This window comes from Azospirillum aestuarii (assembly GCF_016632405.1).
Taxonomy (GTDB): domain Bacteria; phylum Pseudomonadota; class Alphaproteobacteria; order Azospirillales; family Azospirillaceae; genus Azospirillum; species Azospirillum aestuarii.
Map to the genome: position 1 here is coordinate 15,875 of NZ_JAEPIV010000027.1, position 16,658 is coordinate 32,532.

Annotated in this window: 16 protein-coding genes; 6 read left to right on the forward strand and 10 right to left on the reverse strand. The window is 69.0% G+C overall.

The window, feature by feature from the left end; translation table 11 throughout:
- Window positions 1–89 precede the first annotated feature (89 nt).
- Window positions 90–983 carry a LysR family transcriptional regulator gene (locus tag JJL56_RS27280; RefSeq protein WP_200486998.1) on the reverse strand — a complete coding sequence of 298 codons (894 nt, stop codon included), beginning with the start codon at window positions 981–983 and terminating at the stop codon, window positions 90–92.
- Between the two features lie 277 nt (window positions 984–1,260).
- On the opposite strand from JJL56_RS27280, the gene JJL56_RS27285 reads away from it, so the two are divergent.
- The 4 genes from JJL56_RS27285 to JJL56_RS27300 all read left to right on the forward strand — a co-directional run bounded on the left by JJL56_RS27285 (window position 1,261) and on the right by JJL56_RS27300 (window position 6,026).
- Window positions 1,261–1,719, forward strand: coding sequence for a (2Fe-2S)-binding protein (locus tag JJL56_RS27285; RefSeq protein WP_200486999.1), 459 nt, complete (start codon window positions 1,261–1,263; stop codon window positions 1,717–1,719).
- A 3-nt stretch (window positions 1,720–1,722) separates the two neighbouring features.
- Window positions 1,723–3,927 carry a xanthine dehydrogenase family protein molybdopterin-binding subunit gene (locus JJL56_RS27290; protein ID WP_200487000.1) on the forward strand — a complete coding sequence of 735 codons (2,205 nt, stop codon included), beginning with the start codon at window positions 1,723–1,725 and terminating at the stop codon, window positions 3,925–3,927.
- A 152-nt stretch (window positions 3,928–4,079) separates the two neighbouring features.
- Window positions 4,080–4,727 (forward strand): DUF47 domain-containing protein, encoded by a 648-nt coding sequence (locus JJL56_RS27295; protein WP_145626148.1) that lies wholly within the window; start codon window positions 4,080–4,082, stop codon window positions 4,725–4,727.
- A gap of 93 nt (window positions 4,728–4,820) precedes the next feature.
- Window positions 4,821–6,026, forward strand: coding sequence for a S41 family peptidase (locus tag JJL56_RS27300; protein ID WP_145626149.1), 1,206 nt, complete (start codon window positions 4,821–4,823; stop codon window positions 6,024–6,026).
- Window positions 6,027–6,060: 34 nt separating this feature from the next.
- Here the strand turns inward: JJL56_RS27300 and JJL56_RS27305 are convergent, their stop codons facing one another.
- The 4 genes from JJL56_RS27305 to JJL56_RS27320 all read right to left on the reverse strand — a co-directional run bounded on the left by JJL56_RS27305 (window position 6,061) and on the right by JJL56_RS27320 (window position 8,183).
- Window positions 6,061–6,234 carry a DUF1328 domain-containing protein gene (locus JJL56_RS27305; protein WP_014199667.1) on the reverse strand — a complete coding sequence of 58 codons (174 nt, stop codon included), beginning with the start codon at window positions 6,232–6,234 and terminating at the stop codon, window positions 6,061–6,063.
- Window positions 6,235–6,381: 147 nt separating this feature from the next.
- Window positions 6,382–6,696 carry a hypothetical protein gene (locus JJL56_RS27310; RefSeq protein WP_145626150.1) on the reverse strand — a complete coding sequence of 105 codons (315 nt, stop codon included), beginning with the start codon at window positions 6,694–6,696 and terminating at the stop codon, window positions 6,382–6,384.
- 96 nt (window positions 6,697–6,792) lie between these two features.
- Window positions 6,793–7,218: a PAS domain-containing protein gene (locus tag JJL56_RS27315; protein WP_145626151.1), complete on the reverse strand. Its 426-nt coding sequence runs from the start codon at window positions 7,216–7,218 to the stop codon at window positions 6,793–6,795.
- 38 nt (window positions 7,219–7,256) lie between these two features.
- Window positions 7,257–8,183 (reverse strand): PDR/VanB family oxidoreductase, encoded by a 927-nt coding sequence (locus tag JJL56_RS27320; protein ID WP_145626152.1) that lies wholly within the window; start codon window positions 8,181–8,183, stop codon window positions 7,257–7,259.
- 290 nt (window positions 8,184–8,473) lie between these two features.
- On the opposite strand from JJL56_RS27320, the gene JJL56_RS27325 reads away from it, so the two are divergent.
- Window positions 8,474–10,228, forward strand: a complete 1,755-nt coding sequence (locus JJL56_RS27325; protein ID WP_145626153.1) for a thiamine pyrophosphate-dependent enzyme — start codon at window positions 8,474–8,476, stop codon at window positions 10,226–10,228.
- A 33-nt stretch (window positions 10,229–10,261) separates the two neighbouring features.
- On the opposite strand, the gene JJL56_RS27330 is transcribed toward JJL56_RS27325, so the two are convergent.
- Window positions 10,262–11,389: a saccharopine dehydrogenase family protein gene (locus tag JJL56_RS27330; protein ID WP_200487001.1), complete on the reverse strand. Its 1,128-nt coding sequence runs from the start codon at window positions 11,387–11,389 to the stop codon at window positions 10,262–10,264.
- Window positions 11,390–11,520: 131 nt separating this feature from the next.
- On the opposite strand from JJL56_RS27330, the gene JJL56_RS27335 reads away from it, so the two are divergent.
- Window positions 11,521–11,949 (forward strand): Lrp/AsnC family transcriptional regulator, encoded by a 429-nt coding sequence (locus tag JJL56_RS27335; RefSeq protein ID WP_040138311.1) that lies wholly within the window; start codon window positions 11,521–11,523, stop codon window positions 11,947–11,949.
- 45 nt (window positions 11,950–11,994) lie between these two features.
- Here the strand turns inward: JJL56_RS27335 and JJL56_RS27340 are convergent, their stop codons facing one another.
- The 4 genes from JJL56_RS27340 to flhA form a co-directional block, all read right to left on the reverse strand.
- The gene (locus JJL56_RS27340) at window positions 11,995–12,534 is read right to left on the reverse strand and encodes a hypothetical protein (RefSeq protein ID WP_145626155.1); all 540 of its coding nucleotides are present in this window, start codon (window positions 12,532–12,534) and stop codon (window positions 11,995–11,997) included.
- Between the two features lie 114 nt (window positions 12,535–12,648).
- Window positions 12,649–13,746, reverse strand: coding sequence for a flagellar biosynthesis protein FlhB (gene flhB / locus JJL56_RS27345; RefSeq protein ID WP_200487002.1), 1,098 nt, complete (start codon window positions 13,744–13,746; stop codon window positions 12,649–12,651).
- A 10-nt stretch (window positions 13,747–13,756) separates the two neighbouring features.
- Window positions 13,757–14,515, reverse strand: coding sequence for a flagellar biosynthetic protein FliR (locus JJL56_RS27350; protein WP_109072436.1), 759 nt, complete (start codon window positions 14,513–14,515; stop codon window positions 13,757–13,759).
- A 15-nt stretch (window positions 14,516–14,530) separates the two neighbouring features.
- A complete protein-coding gene (gene flhA, locus JJL56_RS27355; protein WP_145626157.1) occupies window positions 14,531–16,624 on the reverse strand; it encodes a flagellar biosynthesis protein FlhA in 2,094 nt (697 codons plus the stop codon).
- Window positions 16,625–16,658 lie beyond the last annotated feature (34 nt).

The following is a 16,658-nucleotide window of genomic DNA, read 5'->3' on the forward strand; positions in this document are numbered from 1 at the left end:
CTCCGATTACCTTAATCTTTTGGTACGTTAATAATCCTTTTTCGGATCTGGCCGGAGCGCGGAATCGGCATGCGCAAGTTGCGCGGATGCTACAGTCGATAGCGGAGCGCATCGACCAGGGCGGCCAGGGCGGGCGGGATCTGCCGGCGGCTGGGGTAGTAGAGGTAATAGCCGGGGAACGGTTTGCACCAATCGTCCAGCACGCGGACCAGCCGCCCGGCGGCGATGTGCTCCGCCACCTCGTCCTCGAAGATGTAGGCCAGCCCCCGCCCGTCCAGGACAGCGGCCATGATGACGTCCATATCGTTGGACACCAGCGATCCGGTCACCCGGACGTTGACCGGATGGCCGTCCTCCTCGAACTCCCAGACATAGACGGCGCCGGACGAGGTGAATCGGTAGTTGATGCAGTCATGCCCTGCCAGATCCTGCGGGGCGCAGGGCACCGGACGCTGCGCGAAATAGGAGGGCGCGCCGACGATGGCCGCCCGGATGTCCGGGCCGATGCGCACGGCGATCATGTCCTTCTCGACCTGCTCGCCCAGCCGGACCCCGGCGTCGAAGCGGCTGGCCACGATGTCGGTCAGGCTGCTGTCGATGGACAGTTCGACCTGCACCTCCGGATAGTCGGCGAGGAAGCGCGACAGCACGGGCCAGAGCAGGCGCACGGCGGCGTGCTTGCCGGTGGTGATGCGCAGCGTGCCGGCGGGCTTCTCGCGCAGTTCCCCGACCGCCGCCAGCCCAGAGGCGATGTCGTCCAGCGCCGGCCGCAGCGTGCGGAGCAGCCGCTGCCCGGCCTCCGTCGTGGACACGCTGCGGGTCGTGCGGGCCAGCAGGCGCAGGCCCAGCCGGTCCTCCAGCGCCTTCATGGCGTGGCTGAGCGCGGATTGGGACATGCCCAGACGGGCCGCCGCCCGCGTGAAGCTCCCCTCCTCCGCCACGACGGCGAAGGCCGCCAGATCGCCGAGGTCGTTCCGGTTCATTCATGCACCACATTCATAAGCCCAAGCGGATTGTACCGGCTATTCGGCTCGCGGCGAAGCGGTTAGGATGCTCGTGGTTACGCTTGCGGGCCGAACGAACGGATAGGGCGGGCGCTTCCGCGGAAGACCGACTCCCACACTGGGATGTTTGCCACGCCCGCCGAACGGGACCACACTGAACACGGTCTTTTCGAAGCTGGGATTCACGCAAGAATTGCCCGCCGAAGGCCCGCACCATAATACCCGACAGGCAGAGTCGAGAGACAGGGATCATCCGATGATTCGTTTGAACATCAACGGGCAGGACCGGGACGTCGACGTGCCCGGCGACATGCCGCTTCTGTGGGTCCTGCGGGACGAGCTGAACCTGACCGGCACCAAGTTCGGCTGCGGCATCGCCCAGTGCGGCGCCTGCACCGTCCATATGGACGGCACGCCGATCCGCGCCTGCCAGACCCCGGCGGAATCCGCCGCCGGCACCAGGATCACCACGATCGAGGGCGTGTCCGGCACGGTCGCCCAGGCCGTCCAGGCCTCTTGGCAGAAGTTGGACGTGGTGCAGTGCGGCTACTGCCAGTCCGGCCAGATCATGAGCGCCGTGGCCCTGCTGACCGACAACCGCAACCCCACGGACGACGACATCGACGCGGCGATGGACGGCAACGTCTGCCGCTGCGCCACCTATCCGCGCATCCGCGCGGCCATCAAGGACGCCGCCAAGGCGATGGGGGCCTGAGCCATGCTGAACCAGCTCATCAAGCAGGCGGCGGCCGACGTCGCCTCCCCCTCGCGCCGCGGCTTCCTGAAGGGGGCCGGCGGCGCCCTGGTGCTGGGCGCCATGCTGCCCCGGACGGGATTCGCCAGCGAGGCCGCCGCCCCCAAGGTCGTCGGCCCGGCGGACCCGCGTCCGCAGGCCTTCATCCGCATCGCCGCCGACGACACGGTCACCGTGCTGGTCAAGCATCTGGACAAGGGCCAGGGCATCATGACCGGCCTGACCACCATCGTCGCGGAGGAGCTTGACGCCGACTGGGCGCAGATGCGCGGCGCCTTCGCCCCGGCGGACGGCGCGCTCTACGCCAACCATTTCTTCGGTATCCAGGGCACCGGCGGCTCCACCGCCGTCGCCAACAGCTGGGACGAGCTGCGCATGGCCGGCGCCGCCGCCCGCGCCATGCTGATCGCCACCGCCGCAGCGCGTTGGTCGGTCCCGGCCTCCGCCATCACCGTGGAAAAGGGCGTCGTCCGCCACGCCGCCTCCAACCGCAGCGCCCGCTTCGGCGAGCTGGCGGAGGACGCGGCGAAGCTGCCTGTCCCGCAGAACGTCGCGCTGAAGGACGCCAAGGACTACACGCTGATCGGCAACCCGTCGCTGCACCGGCTGGACCATGTGTCCAAGACCGACGGCACGGCGATCTTCGCCATGGACATCCGCCGCCCCGGCCAGGTGACGGCGGTGATGGCCCGCTCCCCCCGCTTCGGCGGCACGGTGAAATCGGTGGACGCCGCCGCGGCGAAGCGGGTGCCGGGCGTTCTGGAGGTGCTGACCCTGCCGATGGGCGTCGCGGTCGTCGCCAGGAACACCTGGGCCGCCATGAAGGGCCGCGAGGCGCTGACGGTGGAGTGGGACGACGCCAAGGCGGAGATGCGCGGCACCGAGGAGATGCTCGCCGACTACCGCAAGCTGGCCGACCAGCCGGGCAACGTGGCCACCGACACCGGCGACGCGGCGAAGGCCCTGGCCGGGGCCGCCAAGGTGGTGGAGGCGGAGTTCGTCTTCCCCTACCTCGCCCACGCCCCGATGGAGCCGCTGAACGCGACCGTGGAGCTGACTCCGGATGGCGGCTGCACCATCTGGGCCGGCTCGCAGTTCCAGGGGGTGGAGCAGAAGGTCGCCGCCGGCATCCTCGGCTGCAAGCCGGAGCAGGTGGTCATCAACACCGTCTGGGCGGGAGGCAGCTTCGGCCGCCGCGCCACCCCGGATGCCGACTACATCGCGGAGGCGGTGACCATCGCCAAGGCCTATGGCGGCAAGGCGCCGGTCCATCTGGTGTGGACGCGCGAGGACGACATCCGCGGCGGCCGCTACCGCCCGCTGTTCCTGCACAAGGTGAAGGCCGGCCTGGACGCCTCCGGCACGCTGGTGGCGTGGCGGCAGAGCATCGTCGGGCAGAGCTTCATGATCGGCACCCTGTTCGAAGGCTTCATGGTCAAGAACGGCGTGGACGCGACGGCGGTCGAGGGCGCCTCGGACATGGCCTACGCCGTGCCGAACCTGCATGTCGATCTGCATTCCCCACCGTCGCCGGTCACCACCCTGTGGTGGCGCTCGGTCGGCCACACCCACACCGCCTACGCCAAGGAGGTGATGATCGACGAACTGGCCGCGGCGGCGGGCAAGGACCCGGTGGCTTTCCGGCTGGAGATGCTGAAGGGCCACCCGCGCCTCCAAGGCGTGCTGAAGCTGGCGGCCGAGAAGGCCGGCTGGGGCCAGCCGCTGCCCAAGGGCAAGGGCCGCGGCATCGCCGTGCATGAGAGCTTCAGCAGCTTCGTCGCCCACGTCGCGGAGGTCTCCGTGGACGAGCAGGGCCGCGTGACCATCGACCGCGTGGTCTGCGCGGTGGATTGCGGGCAGGTCGTGAATCCCAACATCGTCGAGGCTCAGGTCTCCGGCGGCACCGGCTGGGCCATCGGCCACGCGCTGCGCGACGAGATCACGCTGACCGGCGGGCTGGTGGACCAGAGCAACTTCGACGGCTACCAGCCGCTCCGCAACTCGGAGATGCCGCCGATCGAGGTGCACATCCTCCCCTCCACGGCCCGTCCGACCGGCGTCGGCGAGCCCGGCGTGCCGACCGCCGCCCCGGCGGTCGCCAACGCGGTCTTCGCCGCCACCGGCAAGCGGCTGCACCACCTGCCCTTCACCCGCTCCGGCATGGTGTGAGGACGGTGCCGGGCGGACAGGCCGGGGCGTTTGCCCCCGGCCTGTCCGCCCCGTCCTGTCTGCTCTGCCTTGCCCGTATGACGTTTTTGCTGCAAATTCATGACGCCGGGCGTTAAGAGGGAACGGCCGAACCGACCGAGAGAACCGTTTCCATGCTGCTGCTGCGCGCCATCCGCTCCATGATGCCGAAGGAAGAGCGGGTCATTGAGCAATTCATCGAACAGGCCCGCCACATCGTCGACGCCGCCGCCGCCCTGGAATCCGTCATGCAGGCCGGGCCGGAGGAGCGGAGCGAGCGCACCGCCGCGCTGAAGCGGATCGAGAAGGACGCCGACCGCATCGCCAAGGACGCCGGGCGCGGGCTGCACCGCGCCTTCATCACTCCCTTCGACCGGTCGGAGATCCAGGCGCTGATCAACGCGCTGGACGACTGCATCGACCTGATGGACGAGGTGCCGGGCCTCGCCGCGCTCTACGGCATCGAGACCTTCGACGACCGGATGATGCGCATGGCGGCGATCGGCCGCCGCCAAGCGACCCTGCTGTCGGAGGTCATGCCGCTGCTGACCAAAATCTCCGTCAACGCCGACCGCATCCTGCACATATGCGGCCAGATCTCCGATCTGGAGGACGAGGCCGACGAGATCCTGCGCGACGCCATGAAGTCCCTGATCGCCGAGCGTCCGGAGATGATCGACTTCCTCGGCCGCCGCGAACTCTACGAGCTGCTGGAGGCCGTCACCGACCGCTGCGACGACGTCGGCGACCTGATCGAAGGGATCACCCTGGATCAGGCGTAAGGGCGGACACGCTCCGGTTATGGTTAACGGTGCATAAACCAATTCACGGCTAATCTCGAAGCATCGCCGCTCCGATCCCGAGAGATTGCCGCCGTGAAGCTGCGCCTCGTCACCGCCGCCGCCCTTTGCGCCTTCCTCGCGATCCCAGGGGGCATGACCACCGGACGAAGCGCGCAGGCGGCAGGCGACTCCACCCCCTATGGGCACAGCACGGAGGCGGAGGAGGTCGACCGCTTCCTGCGGGCGCTGCGCACCATCCGCGCACAGTATGTCGAACCGCTGACCGACCGCGAGTTGGTGGACATCGCCATCAAAGCCATGGCGGGGCGGGACCGCTACTCCGCCTATCTGGACGACGGCGAATACCGGCAGTTGCAGGCGTCGAACGACGGCGCCTTCGCCGGGCTGGGCATCCGCTACGAGGCCCACGGCACCCGCGTCCGCATCGCCGAGACCGTTCCCGAATCCCCGGCGGAAGCCGCCGGGCTGCGCTCCGGCGACGTGATCCTGGCGGTGGACCAGCAGCCGGTGGGCGGGGCGGAACTGGCGACCGTCAAGCAGATGCTGAGCGGGCCGGAAGGGGCAGCGGTGTCGTTGACCGTCCTGCGCGCCGGGACGACGGACCCCTTCGAGGTCAGCGTGGTCCGCGGCAAACTGCGCATCCCCTCGGTCCGGCTGGCCGCCGTCGGGACGGTGGGCTACATCCGCATCGCCCGTTTCGACCGCCAGACCACCACCGGGGTCAGCATGGCCATCCGCTCGCTGCGCGACCGGATCGGAACGGACATCGGCGGCTTCATCATCGATGTGCGCGACAATCCCGGCGGGCTGGTGCAGGCGAGCGTCCGCGTGGCCGACGCCTTTCTGGACAAGGGAACCATCCTGACCGCCCGCGGCCCCGGACGCGGGGCGGACAAGACCTATGTCGCCACGCCGGGCGACGAGACGGACGGTCTGCCGCTGGTGGTGCTGGTGAACGCGAAATCCGCCTCCGCCGCGGAGATTTTGACCGGGGCGCTGAAGGACCACCGGCGCGCCACGGTGATCGGCACGACGACCTTCGGCAAGGGGATCATCCAGAGCGTCATCCCCTTCGACAGCGGGGCGCTGAAGCTGACCACGGCGCGCTATTACACGCCGTCGGGCCAATCCATTCACCAGATCGGCATCCAGCCCGACGAGACCATTGTGGAACCCGCCGCGGAGGACGGGCAATCCGCCCAGCCCTCCGGCGGCATTCCCGACGCGGCCAACGATCAGGCCTTCGCCCGCGCGCTGTCCATTCTCCGCTCCCGCTGATTGGGGCCTCGCTGCCTGGGGCCCCGCCGAGGGGTCAGAAGATCACCTCGCCAGCCAGCAGGGCGAGAACCAGGAAGACCAGAAAGATGATCAGCGCGATCCCGAAGAGAATCTTCGCGACTCCCGCGGTGGCCGACGACACGTTGGTGAAGCCGAGCGCGCCGGCGACCAGAGACACCACGAAAAAGATCAACGCCCATTTCAGCATGGACCGCTCCTGCGTTTCCCGAAACCCAACCGGCACGTCCGGCAGGGTAGGAACCTCGCCGACCGCCGCGGGTTCCCGCAACGGCCGGTCCGGCTCTCCCTATTCGTCCGGGTCCGGAATTCCGCGGGATGGCCGTGCCGTTGCGGGTTACCACCCGGTGCCGGAGCGGTTCGGCAGGGATTGGCGCGTCATGCCCTGGTCCATACCGGACTCGTTGGGCGACCGCGTGCGGCTTTGCGGCTCGCTCACCCCGGACCCGCTGTAGGGACCGGGGGTGGAACTGGTCGCGTTCGGATTGACGTTCGGTTCGTCCACGCCCTGGCTGCCGGACATGCCGCCACCCGTCAGGCCGCTGCCGGAGCCGCCGCTGTTCATCCCGCTGCTGCCCGTTCCGCCGCCGTCCATGCCCGAACAGGCGGCCAGAAGCACCGCGGCCGACGCCGCGATCATCAGATTGCGCATGTCGCACTCCCTACGCTGATGTCTTGAAGGCACAGCCCTTCTCAACTGCCCCCGTCCGGGAGGGTTCCGATTTGGGAAGCCCGGGCACCCATGGGCTCAGCGTCCGGCGGCTTGGCGACGCAGGGCCTTCAACTCGTCGAAGCGGGCGGTGACGTCGCGCATGACCGCCGCCATTCCCATCATCGTCCCGTCCGCGTCTTTCAGCGGCACAATGGTGAACTCCACCGAGATTCGGGTTCCGTCCTTGCGCGTCGCCGGCACCGACAGCAGATCGCCGCTGCCGTAGCGGCTCTCCCCCGTCTTCATCACCTGATCGTAGCCATCCCAATGCCGCTGGCGCTGACGATCCGGAATGATGATGTCCAGCGATTGCCCGAGCGCCTCGTCGGCGGTGAAGCCGAACACACGTTCGGCCCCCGCGTTCCAGAAGCGGATGAGACCCTCGCGGTCGGAATAGGCGATGGCCTCGGCCGGGCTGTTCAACAGCGCCAGCCCCAGCCGTTTCAGATCGTCCTCGGTCATGCGCTCCCCCTTGGCTTTCCGTTTCGACTTGTTTGAACTCAGATGTCCAGAACCAGGCGTGCGCTGCGGGCACGCGACACGCAGATCATCATCGTCTTTCCGGCGGCGCGTTCGGCGTCGGACAGGACGCTGTCGCGATGGTCGGGTTCCCCCTCCAGCACCGCCGTCTCGCAGGTGCCGCAGATGCCCTGCTCGCACGACGAGGCGACGGAAACGCCCGCGGCGTCGAGCGCCTCCAGCACGCTGATTCCCTCCTTGACGGCGACGGTCACGCCGGAGCGGGCGCAAACGACCTCGAAGCGATCGTCCGGCGCCGCGTCACGCCCCGCATCCGAGCGCGGCGTGAACCATTCGAAGCGCACGTCCTGAGACGGCCGCGCGGCGCTCGCGACGGCGTCCATCAAGCGCTGCGGGCCGCAGCAGTAGATCAGAGCATCGTCGGGCGTCGCCGCGAGCGGGTCGGCCACCGCCAGCCGTCGGCCTTCGTCCGCGGCGTGAACCACCACGTCGCCGTTGCCCAGCTCGCGAAGCTCGGCGAGGAACGGCGCCTCGGCCGCGCTGCGCACGCAATAATGCAGGACCCAATCGGCTCCCCGACGCGACGCCTCGTGGATCATCGGCAGCAGAGGCGTGATGCCGATGCCCCCGGCGATGAACAGATAGCGTGGGGCGGCGTCGAAGCGGAAATTGTTGCGGGGCGGACCGATGGTGACGGTGGTGCCGAGCCGCAGGTCCCCATGGATGAAGCGCGATCCCCGCCCACCCGGCAGGTTCAGGACGGCGATCCGGTAGGCGGAGCGGTCCGCCGGGTCACCGCACAACGAGTAGGAGCGCACCGCCCCGTCCGGCAGATGCACGTCGATGTGCGCGCCCGGCCCGTAGGACGGCAAGTCCTCGCCGTCCGGGTCGCGAAGCTCCACCAGCAGGACTTGCGGTGCGACCCGCTCCATATGTTGGACGCGCAACGGCCGCGTCGTCGAAGACGGCCGCGGCGCACTCTCCCTTTGAACGGTTGTCGTCATTCTTTCGCCCGCCAGGGTGGTTGTCCGATCCTGCACACCGGCCTGTTCTTGGACGCCCGGATTGGGCAGAGCGTCACTGGCATGCCAGATACATTAACGCCACTCTAGAACCTCAACTTAACTTGAGGTCAAGAGCCAATTACGTCCCGCATGTCGGGGAACCGTCCCGGCTTCGCTCGGTTGCCGAAGGGTTGAGCGACTTCATCACGACCGTTTGCGACGGAGACTCCCGCATGGCGAGCACGGCTTCCGACATCCTGGTGGATGTCCTGGTGGATTGGGGTGTGGACACGATCTTCGGCATGCCCGGCGATGGCATCAACGGCATCGTCGAGGCGCTGCGCCGCCGCCAGGACGAGATCCGCTTCATCCAGGTCCGGCACGAGGAGGCGGCGGCCTTCGCCGCCTGCGGCTACGCCAAGTTCACCGGGCGGCTGGGCGTGTGCATCGCCACCTCCGGACCCGGCGGGCTGCATCTGCTGAACGGCCTCTACGACGCCAAGCTCGACCACCAGCCGGTGCTGGCGATCACCGGGCTGCAATACCACGACCTCGTCGGCACCTACACCCAGCAGGACGTGGAACTGGACAAGGTGTTCCAGGACGTCGCGCTCTACAACCAGCGCATCATGGGGGCGGCGCACGTCCGCAACATCGCCAATCTGGCCTGCCGCACCGCGCTCGCCCATCGCGGCGTGTCGCACATCACCATCCCCGTGGATTTGCAGGAGCAGGGCATCGGCGCCGACATGCGGGCGCCGCGCAACGTCAAGGGCCACAACACCGCCCTGTTCGCCCCCCAGCTTCCCGTCCCGTCGGAGGCGCAGACCCGCCGCGCCGTGGAGATCCTCGACGCCGGCAAGCGCATCGTCATCCTGGCCGGCCAGGGCGCGCTGAAGGCGACCGACCAACTCGAACGGCTGGCCGACACGCTGGGGGCGGTGATCGTCAAGGCGCTGCTGGGCAAGGCCGCAGTGCCGGACGACAGCCCCTTCACGACGGGTCAGGTCGGGCTGCTCGGCACCGCTCCCTCGCAGGAGGCGCTGGAGACCTGCGACACGCTGCTGATCGCCGGCTCGACCTTCCCCTACATCGAGTATTACCCGAAGCCGGGGCAGGCCCGCGCCATCCAGATCGACATCGACGCGGCGCGCATTGGCCTGCGCTACCCGGTGGAGGCCGGGCTGGTCGGCGACTGCGGGCTGGCGCTGGACATCCTGACCGAGCGGGTGCGGCGGCACGAGGACCGCTCCTTCCTGAAGACGGCGCAGGTGGGCAAGGCGGAGTGGATGAAGCTGATGGAGGAGCGCGGCACCCGCCCCGACCTGCCGATGAAGCCGCAGGTCGTCGCGTGGGAGCTGGGCAAGCGCCTGTCGGACACGGCCATCGTCGCCTGCGACAGCGGGACCATCGCCACCTGGTGGGCGCGGCAGATTCCGGCGCGGCGCGGCCAGATGCATTCCCTGTCCGGCAACCTCGCCACCATGGCGCCGGGCGTTCCCTACGCCATCGCCGCACAGCTCGCCCATCCCGGACGGCAGGTGGTCGCCTATGTCGGGGACGGCGGCTTTTCCATGCTGATGGCCGACTTCGCCACGGCGGTGAAGTACAAGCTGCCGATCAAGGTCATCATCAACAACAACAATTCGCTCGGCCAGATCAAGTGGGAGCAGATCGCCATGCTGGGCAACCCCGAGTATGTCTGCGACCTCCAGCCCATCGATTTCGCCAAGGTGGCGGAGGCCTGCGGCGGCCGGGGCTTCACCATCACCGATCCGAAGGACTGCGGCGCCACGCTGGACGCCGCCCTCGCCCATCCCGGACCGGTGGTGGTGGATTGCCTCGTCGACACCAACGAGCCGCCAATGCCGCCGAAGATTCAGGCCAAGCAGGCCCTGCACTTCACCGAGGCGCTGGCCCGCGGCACCCCCGACGCCCTGAAGATCGCCGCCACCGTCTTCAAGGGCCGCGCCCGCGAGGTGATCTGAGGCGCGGCCCGGTGGGGTTGGTGAGGCACCCGCTCAGGCGGCGCGCCCCACCCCCTGCTGGGCGCCCTGCTGGGGTGCCGCGTCGGTCATCGCATAGTTGCGCCCGAAGCGGTTGGCGATGAAGTCGGCGTAGCCCACCTCCTCCTGCTTCACGAAGCCCCGCTGCGGCAGCGTGCCGTCGGCCAGCAGGTCGAGCACGGCGCACATGCCCGACGCGGTGGTGATCTGGATGCCGTTGTAGAAGGTGCCGCCGATCTCCCGCCCGTAGATCTTGTTGGCGTAGGTTTCCTGGAGCAGCCGTCCCCGTTTCGTCCCGGTCACCGTCACGAAGATCAGCACGACGTCCTGGAGGGTCGCCGGGATCGAGTGCTCCAGAATGTCCTTCAGCAGTTCCCGCCGGCTGCCCAGCCGCAGGTCGTGCAATAGCGCCTTCATCAGGTCGCGGTGCCCCGGATAGCGGACGGAGCGGTAGTTGAGCGTCCGCACCTTCCCCGCCAGCGTCTCGCACAGCGTGCCCAGCCCGCCCGAGGTGTTGAACGCCTCGTACAGCACGCCGTCGAGGGAGAATTCCTCGCGCTCCTCCAGCGGCGGGACGGAGACGAGGCGGCCTTCGACGATGGCCTCGCAGGGCTCCAGATACTCGTTGATGACGCCCTCGGTGCTCCAGGTCAGGTTGTAGTTCAGGGCGTTGGACGGATACTTCGGCAGGGCGCCGACGCGCATCCGCACCGTGTCCAGCGTGTCGAAGCGCGAGGCCACGTCGTTGGCGACGATGGAGATGAAGCCCGGCGCCAACCCGCATTGCGGGATGAAGGCGCAAGGCGCGCCCTCCGCCAGTTCCTTGACGCGCCGTGTGCTCGCCACGTCCTCCGTCAGGTCGAGGTAATGGGTGCCGGCGGCCCGAGCCGCCTCCGCCACGCCGACCGTCAGGTGATAGGGCAGCGCGCTCAGCACCGCGAACTTGCCGCGCATCGCGTCGGCGAGATCGGCGGGGTCGGCGGCGTCCACCACGCGCGTCTCCATCCGCAGGTGCGTCGGCAGCCGCTCCAACGCATCCGCCGAACGGTCGGCGACGGTCACCCGGTAATCGCCCGTGGCCTTCAGGAAATCGCCGATGGTCTCGCCGATCTTGCCGCCGCCCATCAGAAGAATGTCGCGCATCGTCCCGTACCCCCTGTTCGTTGGCTTGCGTCGTTATGACGCAATCTTGACCGGACGGCCTGTCGATGTGCAGGGTGCAGGGTGCCGAAACGCCTGATATTGATCGGCGGATTGACTGAAAGGCCGGCGATATGATGGATGAGCTGGATCAGCATCTTCTCGACGCGCTTCAGGACAACGCGCGGGAGCCCACCGCCGCTCTGGCCCGCCGCCTGCGCGTGTCGCGCAGCACGGTGCAGAGCCGCATCCAGCGGCTGGAGGAGCGCGGGGTGATCGCCGGCTACACGGTGCGGCTGTCGGACGAGACGGCGCGCCGGATGATCCGCGCCCATGTCTCGATCAACCTGTCGCCCAAGCTGACCGCCGCGGTGGTCCAGGCGCTGAAGCGGATTCCGGAGGTGCGGGCGCTCCATGCCATCAGCGGCGCGCACGACCTGATCGCCGTGGTGCGGACCGGGACCATGGAGGAGATGGATGCGCTGATCGACCGCATCGGCGCCATCGACGGCATCGAGCGGACGACCTCGTCGATCATCATGGCGACGAAGTTCGAGCGGTGAGGGTTCGAACGGTGAAGAAAGGTGACAGCCGCCTGGCTGCCGCGATCAGCGCTTCACGGCGGGCGTGATCTCCCCCGCCTCTTCCAGCCGCCGCAGGCAGGCGACCAAAGCGCGCTGGAAGTTGCGGCCCTCGGAGGGCAAGTTCACCCCCTGGCCGGTCGTCCAGAACTCCACGAAGGCGCAATCGGCGGCGCGGTCCGCCGTCGGCCATTCGACGGCCACGCCCAGCCCGAGTTCCGCCGTGCGGCGGCGGCTGTCGGTGACCAGGATCTTCGCTTCCCAATGCATGCCGCCGCTGCCCGCCTCGGCGCGGCGGTGGCTCCACAGGCGCAGGTAGTCGCGGAAACTCTCGGACGAGCGGTCGTGCTGGAGGTAGCTGCCGCGGTCCACCACCGCAGGGGCGAGGCGCAGCGCGTAGCGGGCCTGGGCCAGCGCCTGGGTCACCTCCGCGATCAGCCGGTCCATCTCGGCGAAGCTGCGCCGCACGTTGTCGGCCAGCGCGGCGGCCAGCGCCTCCCCCTTCAGCGCGCCGGAGGCGGCGCGGTCGGAGCGGTACATCTCGAACAGGTCGTCGCTGTCACTCATTGCCGTGATGCGCCGCGGAAGGGGAGGAGTTCCTTCGTCTACCGCCAAACCCGTTGAGAAGACATTAAGCTGAATTCCCAACCATCCGGCCTCCGCCTCATCACGCCCGCCGCACTACGCCCGCTGCGCCGGCTGCGCGGCCCCACCGTTCTTCAGGCGCAGCACATACATCATCACCTCCGCCACCGCCTGGTAATGCTGGAGCGGGATCACCGCGTCGACCTCCGACGCGGCGTAAAGGGCGCGGGCCAGCGGCGGGTTCTCGATCACCGGCACGCCGTTCTCCTCGGCCACCGCGCGGATGCGCAGCGCCACGAGGTCGGCCCCCTTGGCGAGGCAGACCGGCGCCGGCATCTTGGAGCGGTCGTATTCCAGGGCCACCGCGAAATGGGTCGGGTTGGCGATGACCACGGTGGCGCGCGGCACGTTCGCCATCATGCGGCGCTTCGAGCGGTCGCGCCGGATCTCGCGCAGCTTCGCCTTCAGATGGGGATCGCCCTCGGTCTGCTTGAACTCGTCCTTCAGCTCCTGGAAGGTCATGCGCAGGCGGCGCCGCCATTCCAGCCGGTTCCACAGCACGTCCACGGCGGCCATCACCACCGTCGCCAGGAGGACGGCCAGCAGCAGCCGCAGGGTCAGATCCCGCAGCAGGTCGGGCAGCGCCGCAACGTCCATGCCCACGATCCCCTCCGTCCAATCGATGTAGGGCGCCACGGCGAACCAGACGGCGCAGGCGATGATCGCCAGTTTCACGAGACTCTTCACGAATTCGACCAGCGCGTGGCGCGCGAAGATGCGGCGCCAGCCGCTGAGCGGCGACAGGTGCGACAGCTTGGGCCGGATGCGGTCGCTCGCCGCCAGCAGCGGCCCCTGCCCCACCGCCGACACCACCGCCCCGCCGACCAGCAGGCCCAGCACCGGCAGCATCGCCACCGCCACCCCGCCGATCAGCCAGCGCAGGCTGTTCATCACGTCGTAGGGACCGCCGTCGAGCCGGATGTCGTTCGGATTCTCGATCAGCGGCAGCAGCACCTCGGCGATGCGGGAGGCGGCGAGCGGCCCGCCGGCCGCGGCGATCAGCCAGGCCGCCGCCATGGTGGCGGCCAGACCGACGTCGCGGGCGCGGGGGACGTCGCCCTTGTCCATCGCCTCGCGCAGCCGTTTCTCGGTCGGCTCCTCGGTTTTCTGTTCCTCGTCCTGACCGTCGGACATCGCCGCCCCCTCACCGTCCGCCGAGCCAGCCGGCCAGCGCCGCCAGCGTGGCGGTGACCATGGCGCCGGCCGTCACCAGGAAGACCAGCATCCCGCCGCCGACCATCGCCGGGGTGGCGACGAAATAGACGGGCATGGAGGGCATCACCCGGTTGACCAGGGCCAGCGCCATGTTGGCGATCATGCCGAAGACCAGGAAGGGTGCGGCCATCTGCACGCCCAGCCGGAAGGTGACGCCGACGAGCTGGGCGTAGCGCCCCGCCACCATGCCGGGATCGGGCAGTGTCGCCGCCGGCCAGCTTCCGTAGGAGCGCACCAGCGCGTCGATCATCAGGTAATGCAGGTCGAGCGCGAACAGCAGCGCCAGCCCGGCGATGACCAGCGTGCCGGACAGGATCGACCCGCTCTCGAACCCCGCCGCGTCGGTGCCGAAGGGGTTGGCGAGGCCCATCGCCTGGGCGGCGATGTTGCCGGCGACCTGGAGCGACGCCAGGAACAGCTTGGCCCCCAGCCCGAGGAAGGCGCCGGCCACCGTCTCCGCGAAGATCTGCTCCAGCATCACGGCGGCGTCGGGGGGCAGACGGTCGGGCAGGCCGGGCACCGTCGGGGTCAGCGCCAGCGCCACCGGGATCGCGATGCACAGCCGCACCCGCGGCGGCACCGCCAGCTCGCCGAAGCCCGGCAGCAGGCTGACCGCCGCGGCGACGCGGGCGAAGACCAGGAAGGCGCGGTAGACCTCCAGGCTGAGCAGGTCGGCGAGCGTGTCCATGGCCGTCCCTCCCGCTCAAACCTGATCGATGGTCTTGACGGACACCTTGCGGTGCAGCTCGGCGTGGCTGATGACCGGGGTCATCGGGCTGACCCGCTCCAGCAGGGAACGGACGAAGGGCCGCACCTCCGCCCCGACCAGTAGCGCCGGCCAGACCTGCGGCGTGGCGTGCTTCTGAATGGTGATGCGCAGCGCGGTCAGGAATTCCTGCACCTGGGTCGGCGGCATGGCGAAGCGGCGGTCCTCGCCATCGGCCACGACGCTCTGCTGGAGCGCCTGCTCCCAGCGCGGAGTCAGGACGATGACCGGAACGAAGCCGTCGGGTGCTGTCAGCGACTGGCAGATCTGCTGGCCGAGCCGCGCCCGCACATGCTCCGTCACCAGCGTGATGTTGCGCGTCCAGTTCACCGCCTCGGCGATGGCCTCGACGATGGCCGGCAGGTTGCGGATCGACACCCGCTCCGCCAGCAGCGCCTGGAGCACGCGCTGCACCACCACCAGCGTGATGCGCGACGGCACCATGTCGGCGATCAGCTTCTGGTACTCCCGCCCCAGCCCGTCGAGCAGCTTCTGCATGGCGGCGAAGGTCAGCAGGGTCGAGAGATGGTCCTTGATGACCTCGGTCAGGTGGGTGGTGATGACGCTTTCCGGGTCGACCACCGTGTAGCCCTTGGCGATGGCCTCCTCGTGACGGGCCGGGTCGATCCAGCGGGCCTGGAGGTTGAAGGTCGGCTCCCGCGTCGCCTCGCCGGGCAGGTCGGGGGCCGCCCCGCCGGACGGGTCGATGGCGAGAAGCTGCTTGGGCCGCACCTCGCCGCTCGCCACCTCGACGCCCATCACGCTGACGACATAGCCCTTGGGCGGCAGGAAGCTGCTGTCCTTGATGCGCACCGACGGCAGGATGAAGCCGAACTCCTTGGCGAAGCGCTTGCGCAGCGTCTTCACCTTGCCGGTCAGCGGGCCGTTCTTGTTAAGGATCAGCGGGACGAGGTGATTGCCGACCTCCACCTTCACCTCGTCCACCTTCAGCATGTCCTCCACCGATTCCTCGGTGGGGGCCGTGGGGGCCTTGCGGCTCTCCTCCAGCCGGGCCAGCGCGGCGCGGCGCATCTTGCCGCGCATCGCGTACCAGCCCGCCGCGCCGAAGCCGCCGCCGAGCAGGACGAAGGGCGCGGCCGGCAGGCCCGGCGTCACGCCCAGCGTGCAGAGCAGCCCGCCCGCCACCATCAGCGCCTTGGGATAGCCGCCGAGCTGGGCGAGCACCGCCTGATCGGCGGAACCGACGTTGCCGCCCTTGGTCACCAGTAGGCCGGCGGCCAGCGAGACGACCAGCGCCGGGATCTGCGTCGCCAGACCGTCGCCCACCGTCAGGATGGTGTAGACCGACGCCGCGGATTCGAAGGACATGCCCTGCTGCGCCATGCCGATGGCCATGCCGCCCAGCACGTTGATGGCGGTGATGACCAGCCCGGCCACCGCGTCGCCGCGCACGAACTTCGACGCGCCGTCCATGGCGCCGAAGAAGGTGCTCTCGTCCTCCAGCTCCTTGCGGCGGCGGCGGGCCTCGACGTCGTCGATCATGCCGGCGGACAGGTCGGCGTCGATGGCCATCTGCTTGCCGGGAATGGCGTCCAGCGTGAAACGCGCGCCGACCTCCGCGATGCGGGAGGCGCCCTTGGTGATGACCACGAAGTTGATGACGATCAGGATGGCGAAGATCACCACGCCGATCACGAAGTTGCCGCCCATGATGAACTGGCTGAAGCCCTCGATCACATGGCCGGCGGCGGACGGGCCGGTGTGGCCGTGGCTGAGGATCAGACGGGTCGAGGCGATGTTCAGCGCCAGCCGCAGCACCGTGACGACCAGCAGCACGGTCGGGAAGGAGGAGAAGTCCAGCGGCCGGGAAATCCACAGCGAGACCATCAGGATCAGCACGCTGACCGCCAGCGACAGCGCCAGCCCGAGGTCGAGGAACCAGGTCGGCACCGGCAGGAACAGCACGGCCAGCACCAGCACGATGGCCAGCGCGAACAGCACGTCGCGGTTCGCCAGCCCGGCATCGCCGAGGCTGGTCATCCGGTTCCGGAAGGTGTCCGTGAAAGCCATGCGGGAACTCCAGGGTGCGGCACCGTTGGTACGC